Here is a 13,831-nt window from a genome sequence, read left to right as displayed (position 1 = left end):
CATTTTATACAATTAAATCAATTTTTTGTTCCAGATCATCATCTTTATCTGACAATTTCAGCTCTGGAGTGTCATCATCAGAAAATTCGTTTCTGTACACCTGGATTAATAGCAAGGCCAAAGAGATCAAAATAGGTCCGAAGATCAGCCCCATAAAACCGAATAGATTCATTCCCATAATAATTCCGAAAACCGTATTCAAAGGATGGACATCTTCAAGTTTTTTCAACAGTGTAAAACGCAGCAAGTTGTCCGTAAGCCCAACGACGACAAGACAATACGCAGCAAGACCAAGCCCGCTTCCCGTATCCCCATCCGCAATCATATAGATACAAACCGGAATATAAACAATAGCCGCCCCAACGACAGGAACCATAGATGCAGCAGCTGTTAATGCAAAAAGCAGAACCGGGCTGGGCGCTCCAAAAATAAAATATCCTATCAGAGCAACAATTCCCTGTCCCAGGGCCACAACAGGAATCCCAATAGCATTAGCCATAATCAGCTTTCTCATTTTTTCTCCGATTAAAGAAATATTCGATCTTTTTAAAGGCGCTGATGATACTAAAATTCTTTCGAAAAGCCTCGGTTTTTCCAACATGAAATAAAGAATAAAATACATAGAAAGCACCACTGTAAGCGTGTTAAATGTTCCGCTGAGTGCTTTTGTAGAAAACTGTCCAACACTGCTCTTCAGCTTAGTTGTATTTTCTTTACTCAAAATATCAAACCCTGTTTTTGAATAAATATAAGTATGGATTTTTTCAAGAAATACATTGAACTTATCCATATAAGCCTGTGCATTTCCTAATTTCTCTATTAATAACTCCGCAATAAAATAAATTGGAAGGATAAGAACAATCAGGCTCGCAAGCATTAAAACCAAGGATGAAGCCCACGGTTTCCAGTTTTTTTCTTCCTGCAGATAAAAATTATATTTCCTGCAGACCACATAAATAGTGATTGCTCCTAAAACGGAAGGTATAAAAAGGGAAAGATTAAAGCAAATTAAACCTGTAAGAATCAAAATAATGACAAGTAAAAAAACCTGCTTTATTTTAACACTGCTTATTTGCTGATCTTTATTCATTATTTGTTAAATAGTATTTGTCTTGGTTTCCCTAAATAGGCACAATATGCAGAGTACATTACAGCCATGATAAACGGAGCCGTCAAAATAACCCCGATGAAGCAAAGCACAACCCCAGCCATTGATATTAAAAAGCCTAAAATGGTTACCCCAAGAAAAGTACCATAATTCTCTTTAACGATATTAAAAGATTTTCCAAGAGCATCCGTAGCAGAAGCATTTTCAAATAGTAAGATAGGATATCCTAAAAGCAAAAACGGATACACAAAAAAACCCGGAAATACACACAACGAAAAAGCTACTGCAGAAATAATTCCTGAAAGCAATGCATAAATTAAAATATTAACAAAATTTTGTCTGTATCCTATAAAAAGATCAGAAAACTCAATAGGGTTTTTTGTGTTGTACTTATTAATCATATAGATTAATCCTACATATAAAGGCGATAGTAAAAGCCCTAAAAGCCCTGATAAAGTGATATATAAAGGAAATCCAGGAGCATTCCAGTAATTATAGCTATAATCTCCGGACTCTCTCATATCTTTCATTATAGCTGCAGAGTTGAACCCTGTAACCGTTTGAATTACAAAACCAAATATAAGATATACAATCATTGCGATAATCGCATACAGGAAAACCCCTTTATACATTTCGAAAGCATGAGAAATGATTGATCCCGTACTTCTTTCTGGCACAGAACCCTGCTGGTCAAATTCATTAAATTCTGACATGGTGATTATTTTTTAATGTTGTTTCTACCAAATTTAACTTTTTTTTAGCAAAAAAAGTATTAAAATTATTTGAAAATTTATATTTTCTCTGAAAATATAGTTTTATAAAGAGAATAAATCATCGCATTCCAGAAAGGAAAAGTAAATAATCCCCCAATCAATAACAAAGTAAAACCAATATATTTAAAAATAAACGCAACGATTATACAAACAAATATTTCAAGAAAATACATTTTTAAAGCCCTAAAGTTCAAAGAAATAGACTCAAATATTGTTTTATTCATAAAGAACATTATCGGAGCTACAAAAAGTGTTACACAAACCCAGACAAACGGTAAAATTAATGTTCGGAATAATATTAAATAAAACATAAGCCAAAACAAATAATAACCAATATACTTAAAAAAACTAAACCCATTATAACCAACAAATAAATCCGAAAGAGATATCTGCTCATTCAGATCAATTTTTCTGAAAATTTGAAAAAATCCAAGATTCAAGGGGTATAAAAACACCAGAGTTCCTAAAAATGCATAGCTGAAGTATTGTGAGTTTTCTGTCTGCCCCAATTCAGTTGCTTTTGCAATATATGCCTCTGTACTTACTTTAAATGCATCAAGCATCTCCTGTTGCTGGTCCCAGATCCCAAATTTGGAAGCAAAGAAAAAGATAGATGTAAAAAAAACAGCAAAATAAATGACCGAAAACATAAGCTGAAACATCAACGTCTTATTCCAATAGAAAAATGCCTGCTTCAGTATAAAATCTAGTCCCGGTTTCTGAGGATATTTGTTTTCCATTAAAAAATTTTGTGCAAAAATAAACATCAATAATTACTTTTGTCGAATGTTTTCAATGAATCATCAAAAATTTATGGAAATGGATGAACTTTCCCTTCAGAAGGTTCCCTATTTCTTCATCATCGATTTCCTGGGAGAGAAGGTAAAAATATTTAAAGAAAATGAAATAAAAAAATCGATCTTACTAATTGATTTTCAAGAATTTTCAAATGCAAAAACTCAACACGGGCTAATAAAAAAGATCCTATGGAAGTCTTATCCTGAGAGTTTAGAAAGCTTTAAAAAAGGATTTGATATTGTTCAAAAAAATATTCATTTCGGAAATTCTTATCTGGTAAATTATACCCGGAAAACAAAGATTGAAACAAATTTAACGCTTGAAGAAATTTTTTATCATTCATCTGCAAAATATAAAGTTTTTTATAAGGATTTTTTCGTATTTTTTTCTCCTGAAACTTTTGTAAGGATTATTGACGGAAAAATTTCAACTTATCCGATGAAAGGTACCATTGATGCCTCATTGGAAAATGCCGCGGAAATTTTGAAGAATGATAAAAAGGAAAAGGCTGAGCATTACACTGTGGTAGATTTGCTCCGTAATGATCTTAGCATAGTGGCAGATGATGTGAAGGTTGATAAATTCCAGCATATTGATTTTATCAAAACGCAGCAAAAAGATTTATATGCAATGAGCTCAGAAATTTCAGGAATTATAAAGCCTGATTTTGAAGGAAAAGTAGGAAGCATAATGAAAAAACTGCTTCCTGCCGGATCTATTTTAGGAGCCCCAAAACCCAAAACCTTAGAAATAATCCTTAAAGCAGAAGGCTTTGACAGAGGTTATTACACAGGCGTTTGCGGTTGGTTTGACGGTAAAAATCTTGACAGCTGTGTCATGATCCGTTTTATTGAGAAAGAAGGTAACGAACTTTATTTCAAAAGTGGCGGCGGAATTACCCATATGAGCAAGCTGGAAGACGAGTATCAGGAAATGAAAAACAAAATCTATGTCCCAATTCATTGAAAGCATTAAAATAGAAGATCAAAAGATTTTCTTATTAGAAATTCACCAGAAACGTGTAGATCAGACTTTCTCCCATTTCGGGAAAGAAGGATCAATAGATCTTGCTAAAATTTATAAGCATCTTGAGCATGACGAAGATGGCCTTTTTAAATTAAGAATCGTATATGATCTTGATAAAAGGATCAGAACACAGATGATTCCTTATGCGATTCCAGAAATTGAAGATTTTCAATTGGTTGAAAACAACAGCTTCGACTATTCCTTTAAATTTGAAGACAGAAAGGAACTCGAAAAAATGAAGACCAAATCAAAGGCTGAAGAAATCATTATTGTCAAAAACAACCATATTACAGATACTTCTTTTTCTAATCTTATATTTTTAAAAGGAAAAGATTGGTTTACTCCAAATACTTATCTGCTGAACGGAGTTCAAAGACAAAGCCTTTTAAAGCATAAAGAAATAAAAGAAACAGAGATTAATATTCAGAATTTAAAAGAATTTTCTCATTTTCAAATCATTAACGCTTTAAATGATTTTGACGAAAATTTTATTTATCCATTGGATAAGATTATCAATCTTCCAGGAAATGAAGAATATCTTGATTTTTAATTTTATTTCATAAACTCAAAATAAGACTTTAGTACATCAGCGCTATTTTTTCCGTAAGTATTGACTTCCAAAATTTTAGGCTGTGCATCAGCATCAGGTTTAAAGAAGTTTTCTAAAACACGGTCTAAAGTTGGTTCATCCTCAACTCTGGTATAAGAAAAACCAAAATGTTTTGCAAGGTGTTCCGCATTTTTCTTATGTTTTGTTGCGATAAATTCATCAAGGCTATTTGGGTTTGCATTCCCAGGCCCAGGAATAAATTTGAAAATATTTCCTTCTCCGTTATTATAGATCATAATTCTTGTAAATGGAGGAATATACTGATTCCAAAGCCCATTGATATCGTAAAAGAAGCTTAGATCGCCAGTAACCAGTAAAGTAGGATTCGCATTTTTTATCGCAAATCCCATAGCTGTTGAAGTAGAGCCGTCAATTCCGCTTGTACCTCTGTTACAATAAATTTTTCTTTTGCCATAGTCAAATAACTGTGCATATCTAATGGCCGTACTGTTACTAAAATGGATATTGTAGTTTTCAGGAATAACCTGTGAGGTCTTGTTGAAAAAATAAAAATCTGAAAAGTCTACCATATTTAAAAACTCTTCGTGCTTTGCATTTTTTTTATCCCTTAAAACATCCCAAAGATTATAATACGGTTTGGGTTCTAAGTTAGCAAACCTTAACAATTTAGAAAAGAAAATTTCCGGTTTTACTTCAACTTTTTCCGTTAAGGCAAAATAGGTATCCGGTTGCCACACTTCATCCAAATGCCAGTGCCTTTTTGGGTGGCCATTTCTTAAAAACTGTTTCACTTTTTTAGACACCACATTTTGCCCCACAGTAATCAGTAAATCAGGCACATAATTTTTATAATCCTCTTCCGTAAAATTGAAAATATACCGGTCAATATGCCTGAAAAATTTTTCATGATACAAATTAGAATTTGCTTCGCATAAAATAACAACAGAATGATTTTTAACCAATTGTGTTAATTGATTTTCCAGTTCCGGACTGTAATCTCTGGTCCCGACTAGAATCATTATTCTCTGAGAAGTATTCCAGTCAGCTACCAGGTTAGAAGGAATTTCATAGTCTTTATGCTTAATTGTTTTTTCAACATCAGGGAAAGCAGGGATCTCCGAAACTAATTCATATAGAGGCTCTTCCAGCGGAATATTGATATGTACCGGGCCTTGTTTTTCGATACAAAGCTCGATTGCTTTTTTAATCAAATCAAAATTAATGTCTTCTGCATTTTCCTTACTGTCTTCCAAAAGTTGAAAATCGCCGTAAGAATGCTGATGAAAAAGATTATTCTGCCTGATGGTTTGTCCATCGAAAATATCAACATAATCTGTTGGTCTGTCAGCAGTTAATATCAACAAAGGAATATTCGAATAAAATGCCTCTGTGATAGCAGGGTAATAATTTGCTACTGCAGAGCCACTTGTACATGTGATGGCAACGGGTTTTTTTTCGCTCATTGCCATACCTAATCCCACAAAAGCGGCACTTCTTTCATCTATAATACTAAAGGCATTAAAAGTTCCCGGCATCTCTGCGAAATGAATAGCTAAAGGAGCGTTTCTTGATCCTGGAGAAATTACAATATTTGAAATTTCATACTGCTGAAGAAGATGTGCAAGTATCTGAATACTTCTCTTGGAAGAATATTTTTTCATAATACAAATTTAATTTATAAATGCGGAACACGAAATAATTTTTAATTCAAAAATCTGTAATTTAGCAATTCGTTAAATTTCTAAAAATGGATAAAATACCTAGTGTAGATCTGCGTGATTTCCTTTCGGGTGCCCCGGAACGCAAACAGAAATTTGTAAATGAAATCGGAAAAGCTTATGAAGAAATTGGTTTTGTAGCTTTAAAAGGCCATTTTCTTGATGACAAATTGGTAGATGAACTCTATGGAGAGGTAAAAAACTTTTTTGAATTGCCAACGGAAAAGAAAAAGAAGTATGAAATTCCGGGAATTGGTGGGCAGAGAGGCTATGTAGGATTCGGTAAGGAAACTGCAAAAGGCTTCAAAAAAGGAGACTTGAAGGAGTTTTGGCATTTCGGGCAGTACGTGTCCGAGGATTCCAAATATAAAAGCGAGTATCCTGATAATGTAATTGTTGAAGAGCTTCCAAAGTTCAACAAAGTGGGTAAAGAAGCGTATCAGATGCTTGAGAAAACAGGAAAATATGTTTTAAGAGCGCTGGCATTGTATCTTGGCCTGGATGAATTTTATTTTGATGATAAGATCGCTGAAGGGAATTCTATTTTAAGGCCGATCCATTATCCTCCTATTACGGAAGAGCCAAACGATGCTGTAAGAGCTGCTGCACACGGGGATATTAACTTAATTACCCTTCTGATGGGCTCTCAGGGCAAAGGCCTTCAGGTTCAGAATCATAATGGCGACTGGATCGATGCAATCGCAGAACCGGATGAGCTCATGATCAACGTTGGAGATATGCTGTCAAGACATACCAACAATAAGCTGAAATCTACGATTCACAGAGTGGTAAACCCCCCGAGGGAATTATGGGGAACTTCAAGATATTCTATTCCTTTCTTTATGCATCCCATCAGCTCTATGTCTTTGAATGCTCTTGAAAACTGTATTGATGAAGATCACCCAAAGCTGTATGAAGATACTACCGCAGGTGAATTTTTACATGAAAGACTAATTGAATTAGGCCTAATAAAAAAATAAAACAAAATATACCAGAGCTCATTGATTAATTATTTTTTTGATTATTTTACTTTAACATTAAACTTTATTTAAACAATAGAAAGATTTAATAAAACTAAGCAAAAACCAATTAAAAGTATTAAAGAGGCTAGTGGAATCAAACTACCGATGCCGGAATTTGTATATACGCATGCAATAGAACGATAATCTATGCAACCTGCAGTGATGATTTCAAATCCCGGATGACAGCATGTAATTGAAATTCAATACATTTATAAAAGAATGACCGTTCCTTTTTGGAGCGGTTTTTTTTAACACAATACCAGGCCTTGTCAAAGTTTGAAACCTTGACAAGGCTATCAGACAATTAAAAAAATTTTATATAAAGTTCGTAAATCAGGCAACAAAATCAATCAAACAACCTCAGCTGCTGATCCTTAGAGCCCGTAAAGTTTTTAGTTGAGAGTTTGGGAAATTCTTTTCCGTCAAAGAATTTTTTCCTTCCTATTTTAAAAGTATTGTGAATCATTTCAGCGATATTACCTTCCCCTTTCTGACGGTCGAAATACCTCTTTTCTCCCAACTTACCGCCCCTCATGGACCGGATCAGATTTAAAACCTTTTGTGCACGCTCAGGAAAAGCAGATTCTATCCATTTTATAAAGACCGGTTCAACAGTATCATTCAGCCTTACCAAAGTATAGCCGAAGCTTTGCGCGCCAGCATCGGAAATTGCTTTTAAAATAGTTAAAGGCTCATCGCTGTTCAGCCCGGGAATAATGGGTGCAACCATTACATTCACCGGAATATTATTTTCAGAAAGGATTTCAACGGCTTTTAATTTGTTTTTTGCAGAGCTCGTTCTTGGCTCCATTGTTCTCCTAAGGTCTTCATTAATAGTAGGAATGCTTAACGAAACGGAAACAAGACTCTGTTCAGCCATTGGTTTTAAAATATCAATATCCCTCAACACCAGGGCATTTTTTGTTAAAACATTTACGGGATGCCGATAATCCAGGCAGACTTGGAGCATTTTTCTCGTAATTTCAAACTTTCTTTCGGCGGGCTGATAGCAATCTGTATTCCCGGAAAGTAAAATCGGAGCCGGTTTATAGCCTTTTTTCTGGAAAAATTTTTCCAATAATTCCGGGGCATTTTTCTTGACCATGATCTTTCTTTCAAAATCAATTCCGGCGCTGTATCCCCAAAATTCATGAGTAGGCCTTGCAAAACAATATGCACATCCATGCTCACAACCCTGGTACGGATTCATGGAATATTCCATCGGTAGATCTTCGCTTTTCACCTGATTAACAATGGTTTTCGGGAAAACTTCCGTGAAAGACATTTTTACAGTTTCGAAATCTTCATCATCCGGCTCATAGGTATACCTGTCGAAACGGTTGATAACATTTCGCTGAGCTCCCTGACCTTTTATGATATTTTCGTTCTGCATTTCAAATGTAAAATTAGAATGGAATTTTTTGAAAATAATAAGTTTTAACACTAAAGTTTTCCACAAAAAAACCAACACTTTTGAAAGTGTTGGTTTCAAACATAATTAAATATATTTTTTCACTACTTCAGTGCGCAAAATTCTACTCCGTGATACTCATCGTCGTAGCTTTTTCCATCAAAATGTCTATGATAGTCTGAATAGGTATCACTATATTTTTTGTCTTTTTTGTGTAATATTTTTTTAATCCCAATTATACTTAATACTGCTAAAAGACCAACACCTCCTACTAGCAATACTCCAACTTCTTTTTTCATATTTGTCTGATTTATTATGATAAACATTGCAAAAAGTGTACCTATCCCAATTTTGGATATTATAAATTTTGTTAACATTCTATTTAAATTTACCAAAAAAAATATTAATGAAAATAATATAATTTTATTACCAATGGTTCAATTATTGCAGGAAACAACAAAAATATTATTATGGAAAACACAGGAAACATTGACAAAATGACAACCCTTACCCAAGTCATGAACAGGTTGGCAGAAAGAGGAATCCAGAGGGAATTCAGAATGAATGAAAATTGCGAAATGAAGCTTGAAAATTCTGAAAAAGTATATACTCCTTCTGAACTTACTATTTTGAAAACTTATCGTTTTGAGGGGCCAAGCAGTCCGGATGACAATGCCGTCTTGTATGTGGTAAAAGATAATGACAATAACTACGGAATGATCATCGATTCTTATGGTGCAGAAAGTAATTATCCCCGAGAATTTGATAATTTTTTAAGAGAAATCCCCATTCTAGAAAATCACGAATTTGATTTTAATTAATAAAATAACCCCGGAGCTATTCAGTTTCAGGGGTTTCTTTTTCTTGAAAACACCTTTCAGAAAGCCTATCTTCTTTCTTTTCCTTCTCTTTTTTTCTTGCTTTAAATCTTTGATTACCTATCTTTTACCTATTGCTTCATTTCTTTTACATCTTCAATTGTTTTTTGTACTTTTTTTGGGGGCTTTATCAATATTAATCCCTATCAGCGTTTTCTTTAAGCCTTGCTCAATCCCTTTCCAGAACATATTGAAAAAAGATTTTGCCGGATCGCGCTCTACATCTTCAATCATCACATCCTGAGGAAGTTTCCCGGAGTCTGATTTTACAACAAGATTGGCAATGGCTGTCAGGAAACCTTTCTTTTCCTGATTTTTTTTGTCTAAAATAGCAACTTTAAGGTCTTTATGCCTAAGATTAAATCTACCGTTCAAGCCTTTTGGATTTCCCCTGAAATTAAAAATCATCTCCTGAATCATTCCTGTAGCCGTCACATGAAGATATGGCCGGATAAACGGGTTAATCCCCTGAGCCGGAAGGTTAAGCGTACGCCCCGAAATATTGAAAACATCACGTTGATCTGCCACATCAAAGTCCCAGCTTACGGATAGAGGAGCCAGATTCATAAACGAACAATTGATGCGAATATCTACTTTTGTAGGCTTTCCTTTAGTTTTTGCAGAGTTTAAATTTTTAACATTCATATTAAAATTGCTGAACGTCAGTTTTCCCGGTCCTACACTTTCCGGAGTGTCTTCTTCGTAAACAAGAACTGAATTTTTTAAATCTAAATCATTTATAATCAAAGGAATTTTAATCGAACGAAGCATTCTAGAGTATAAAGGCTTTTCCTTTGGATCATCTTTAGGAATTTTACTTCTGAAAATATTGGCATCAGCTGATTGAATCATAACATTGGACGCCATAATGGATTTATTTTCGGAAAACAAGTCCCAGTTACCGCTGGCGGAAATCTGATTGGCTTTTATATCATACAGATCTCTTTCCACAGGAATCATTTTAATGAATTGCATCCTTGATACCAAAGGTTTCATTGCAAAATTATTGATCTGAACATTATTTTTATTCAATTTTAAAAGCCCAACTGACATATTGTAGAATTTTGTACGGTAACCGAAATTTTTTGTGGTAACGAAGTAATCTCCGATTTTTAAAGTATGACCGTAATTATTTGTTTTTGACTTATATTCTACATTATTGATGGTAGCATTAAGCTCATTGAAGGCCAAGGGCTCACTATCCTTATCATAGGTAACATTAGAATTTTTTAAGGAAAATTTTCTGACAAGAATTAGGGCTACATTATTTTCTTTTTTGGTTTTTCTTTTAATTTTTTCACCAATTCTTATCGTTCCGTTTACTTTATCTACCAAAAGGTCTTTAATGTCAAGGTGTAATTTTCTGTCAATAAATTCAAACTTATTAATATTAAAAGAAGCAAAACTGGCTTTTAAATTCATAGACCTTCTTCCCGGGTCAAGCTTATTTGGAGTGACTGAAATATTTCTCATCTCACCGCTTTTCTGATTAAGAGCAAGATTCTCAATATTGTAATTCTGGTGAGTGGAATATACAATATCCTTTCCCGAAAACTGAAAGCTTTTATACCCCACCGGAATAACCTCTTCCCTTGTGTCTTTATTAAATTTTAATTTATTCGCATTGAGATTAAGGTTTTTCGCAAAAAAGAGTTCATTTCCATCTGATTTTACCACTTTTACGGTTGCGTTATTAATTCTTACATCTTCAAGGTTAAGATCAAAACCGGAAGATTTTTTAATCTTCACCGGACCAACATCTATATTGTAAACCAGAAGATTGGGATGCTGAAAATTGGCATTGGCAAGAGAAACTATATTTTTCTTTAAAACGATATCCGTAAATTTCATTATGGGAATACGAACCTGGTAAAGCTTTGTTTTTTTAGGATAAAATCTTTTAAGTTGAACTATATTCAGTAAAGGAATCAGCCTGAAATCCTCGACAGACATCTGCCCATCCGAAGTAACTATAGACTTGATTTTCAACACATAAATAGCATCCGGGCGAACAAAAAAATTCTTTCCTCTAATTTTATATTTGTCGAAAACCACTGGAAGCTTATTTTCAACAGATTCTTCCGTCATTTGCAGATTTTCAACAAATAAATTTAAATCCTGAACTGATAAAAATTTCCGTTTATTATGTCTGAAAATACTGATGCTTCCATTATTAATCCTAATATTTTCGAAGACAACAAGGTTTCTTTTTTTACCGGTTTTATTATCAACAGGTCTGGCCAGAACAATGTTCAGATTCGGTTTTGATAGCAGCAAATCTGTAGAATTAATCTGTTTATTAAAAACAGCATCATAAATCCCGAAACGGCTAATCTTCAAAGTATCAATAGTTCCCTGAATTCCAATCACATTGATATTCTGAGGATTTTTACTGTTTACGGAAACCCCGGTCGACAAAATATTTCCCGACATGAGATCTACTTCCAAAAGCTTGTAGGAAATTTTATAGTCTGTATTGTTTTTAATGTAATTTGGAAGTTGGGTTTTAAGCCAAATATTAAGTCCGAAATTGGCCAGAAGCACTACTCCCAGCAAAATCGCAAGACCTACGAAAAGCTTTTTAACCCATTTTCTCATGTTTTAAATTTGGTTATTAATTTTTTATATTCAATTCAATCACATATCCCTCATGCCCCCTCACATTAATAAATTCGCCCCCGTCAAAACCAAGATACTGCCCTTTGATTCCTGTAAGTTTTCCTGTAAACTCCGGTCTTTTATCTAAAGTAAATGAGGTTACTTTTTCAGGCTTTTCAAAAGGATAATCAAACATCCAAAGATTTTCGCCTTCGCTATAAAATTTCTGGAAATCTTCCGGGAAATATTGCTTGATTTTTTGCTGGAAATCTGCTAAATCAATCTCATCTTCCAAATCATCCTGAAGCATTTTTTTCCAGCTTGTTTTATCGGGAACATGCTGCTTTAGAGCAACTTCTATCATTCCGGCTTCATAGCGGTTTTCCGTTCTTGCAATAGGTAATGCAAATGTCGCACCCTGATCGATCCATCTCGTAGGAATTTGTGTATTTCTTGTTACTCCCACTTTCACTTCTCCTGTATACGCCAGATAAACCGTGTGTGGCTGAAGCTGGATCTGTTTTTCTACTTCAAGATCACGCTCAGCAATATCTAGATGGGCCGTGGAAAGTTCTGGACGGATAATGGTATCACTTGCATACGGACTTTCAAAAAAACAGTTTTTGCAGAAACCCATTCTGTAGATCGGCTTGCTTTCCTGACAGTTTACACATTGAAATCCTATATGTTTTATGGTAAGCTCTTTCCCGAACAATTCATTCATATGGATAAGGTCTCCGGAAAGATTAAGATAATACTGGATCGGCTCATCATTGAAGCTCGTCATTTTTAAAATTTGCCCTTGAAACTGCATATTAATTTTATATTACTTTTTTAAGTAAATTTAACGATTATATTTTTCAAACAGTAATTTTATATTTTTGTATTTATAAAAAGGCACGGATGAATTATCTTGTAACAGGAGGCAGCGGATTTATTGGTTCTCATTTGATAGAACGATTATTAAAAAAAGGACATTCTGTCATAAACATTGACAATTTTGATGATTTCTATAATTATCAGATAAAAATTAAAAATACTTTAGAATCGATTGATGAAAATTTGGATTTTGAATTCTCAGAAAAAGAAACTGATATTCGAAATTTAATTTCGCTTTCTAAATCAAAAAAATATACGCTCTATTATCAGGATATCCGAGATAAAAAGGGACTAGAAGAGATTTTTAAAACTCATAAAATTGATCTAATTATCCATCTGGCAGCTCTTGCGGGAGTTCGCCCTTCTATCGAAAGACCTTTGGAATACGAAGAGGTCAATATTCGCGGAACAATGAACCTTTGGGAATTGTGCAAGGATTTTAATCTTAAAAAATTCGTTTGCGCCTCGTCATCAAGCGTTTACGGGAATAATGAAAAAATTCCTTTTGCAGAAACAGATAATGTTGACAACCCCATCTCACCGTATGCGGCAACCAAAAAATGCGGCGAAATCTTAGGCCATGTTTACCATGATTTATACAAAATTGACATGATTCAATTGAGGTTTTTTACGGTTTACGGCCCCAGACAAAGACCTGATCTGGCCATTCATAAATTCGCAAAATTAATTTCCGAAAATAAAGAAATACCTTTCTATGGCGATGGGACTACTGCCAGAGATTATACTTATATTGATGATATTATTGATGGAATTACAAAATCCATTCAATATTTAGAAAATAATTCCGATGTTTATGAAATCATAAATCTTGGAGAAAGTCAGGTCATTAATTTAAATGAAATGGTCTCCACAATCGAAACTGCCATGAGAAAATCTGCCATCCGGAAAAATCTGCCAATGCAGCCCGGAGATGTCCAGAAAACCAATGCAGATATTACAAAAGCTAAGACATTAATTGGCTATAAACCTGACACAAACTTCCAAAATGGCATAAAAAAATTTGTGGAATGGTTTTTGAGAAAATGACA

Annotated in this window: 13 protein-coding genes; 5 read left to right on the top strand and 8 right to left on the bottom strand. The window is 34.0% G+C overall.

The genetic code is table 11. The features are described 5' to 3' along the window. Positions 1-4 precede the first annotated feature (4 nt). The 3 genes from BW926_RS04005 to BW926_RS03995 form a co-directional block, all read right to left on the bottom strand. Positions 5-1,090 carry an AI-2E family transporter gene (locus BW926_RS04005; protein ID WP_076444399.1) on the bottom strand — a complete coding sequence of 362 codons (1,086 nt, stop codon included), beginning with the start codon at positions 1,088-1,090 and terminating at the stop codon, positions 5-7. Then, positions 1,090-1,821: a beta-carotene 15,15'-monooxygenase gene (locus BW926_RS04000; RefSeq protein WP_076444397.1), complete on the bottom strand. Its 732-nt coding sequence runs from the start codon at positions 1,819-1,821 to the stop codon at positions 1,090-1,092. The genes BW926_RS04005 and BW926_RS04000 overlap by 1 nt, the downstream gene beginning before the upstream one ends. A 77-nt stretch (positions 1,822-1,898) precedes the next feature. Beyond that, the gene (locus tag BW926_RS03995) at positions 1,899-2,444 is read right to left on the bottom strand and encodes a hypothetical protein (RefSeq protein ID WP_228403390.1); all 546 of its coding nucleotides are present in this window, start codon (positions 2,442-2,444) and stop codon (positions 1,899-1,901) included. Positions 2,445-2,667: 223 nt separating this feature from the next. Here BW926_RS03995 and BW926_RS03990 point away from each other — a divergent pair, with 223 nt between their 5' ends. Further along, the gene (locus BW926_RS03990; protein ID WP_076444393.1) at positions 2,668-3,645 is read left to right on the top strand and encodes an aminodeoxychorismate synthase component I; all 978 of its coding nucleotides are present in this window, start codon (positions 2,668-2,670) and stop codon (positions 3,643-3,645) included. Further along, a complete protein-coding gene (locus tag BW926_RS03985; RefSeq protein ID WP_076444391.1) occupies positions 3,629-4,255 on the top strand; it encodes an aminotransferase class IV in 627 nt (208 codons plus the stop codon). Before BW926_RS03990 ends, BW926_RS03985 begins: the two co-directional genes overlap by 17 nt. Before the next feature lie 2 nt (positions 4,256-4,257). On the opposite strand, the gene menD is transcribed toward BW926_RS03985, so the two are convergent. Beyond that, positions 4,258-5,937, bottom strand: coding sequence for a 2-succinyl-5-enolpyruvyl-6-hydroxy-3-cyclohexene-1-carboxylic-acid synthase (gene menD, locus BW926_RS03980; protein WP_076444389.1), 1,680 nt, complete (start codon positions 5,935-5,937; stop codon positions 4,258-4,260). An 86-nt stretch (positions 5,938-6,023) separates the two neighbouring features. On the opposite strand from menD, the gene BW926_RS03975 reads away from it, so the two are divergent. Then, entirely contained in the window at positions 6,024-6,974 is a 951-nt protein-coding gene (locus tag BW926_RS03975) for an isopenicillin N synthase family dioxygenase (protein ID WP_076444387.1), read from the top strand. Positions 6,975-7,362: 388 nt separating this feature from the next. On the opposite strand, the gene BW926_RS03970 is transcribed toward BW926_RS03975, so the two are convergent. Then, the gene (locus BW926_RS03970) at positions 7,363-8,409 is read right to left on the bottom strand and encodes a PA0069 family radical SAM protein (RefSeq protein ID WP_076444455.1); all 1,047 of its coding nucleotides are present in this window, start codon (positions 8,407-8,409) and stop codon (positions 7,363-7,365) included. Between the two features lie 122 nt (positions 8,410-8,531). Next, positions 8,532-8,726 (bottom strand): hypothetical protein, encoded by a 195-nt coding sequence (locus BW926_RS03965; RefSeq protein ID WP_076444453.1) that lies wholly within the window; start codon positions 8,724-8,726, stop codon positions 8,532-8,534. A gap of 171 nt (positions 8,727-8,897) precedes the next feature. On the opposite strand from BW926_RS03965, the gene BW926_RS03955 reads away from it, so the two are divergent. Next, positions 8,898-9,248 carry a hypothetical protein gene (locus BW926_RS03955; RefSeq protein ID WP_076444383.1) on the top strand — a complete coding sequence of 117 codons (351 nt, stop codon included), beginning with the start codon at positions 8,898-8,900 and terminating at the stop codon, positions 9,246-9,248. A gap of 153 nt (positions 9,249-9,401) precedes the next feature. On the opposite strand, the gene BW926_RS03950 is transcribed toward BW926_RS03955, so the two are convergent. Both BW926_RS03950 and BW926_RS03945 read right to left on the bottom strand, forming a co-directional pair. Then, complete coding sequence (locus tag BW926_RS03950; protein WP_076444381.1) at positions 9,402-11,903, bottom strand: hypothetical protein; 2,502 nt, start codon at positions 11,901-11,903, stop codon at positions 9,402-9,404. Between the two features lie 16 nt (positions 11,904-11,919). After that, positions 11,920-12,717, bottom strand: a complete 798-nt coding sequence (locus BW926_RS03945) for a DUF2797 domain-containing protein (protein WP_076444379.1) — start codon at positions 12,715-12,717, stop codon at positions 11,920-11,922. Positions 12,718-12,806: 89 nt separating this feature from the next. On the opposite strand from BW926_RS03945, the gene BW926_RS03940 reads away from it, so the two are divergent. Continuing rightward, positions 12,807-13,829 (top strand): GDP-mannose 4,6-dehydratase, encoded by a 1,023-nt coding sequence (locus BW926_RS03940; protein WP_076444377.1) that lies wholly within the window; start codon positions 12,807-12,809, stop codon positions 13,827-13,829. Positions 13,830-13,831: the final 2 nt, after the last annotated feature.

Origin of the sequence: Chryseobacterium sp. RU37D (genome assembly GCF_900156075.1) — a bacterium.
Classification (GTDB): Bacteria; Bacteroidota; Bacteroidia; order Flavobacteriales; family Weeksellaceae; genus Chryseobacterium.
Note: the sequence above shows the minus strand (reverse complement) of the source record. Positions and strands in the feature narration are given on the sequence as shown.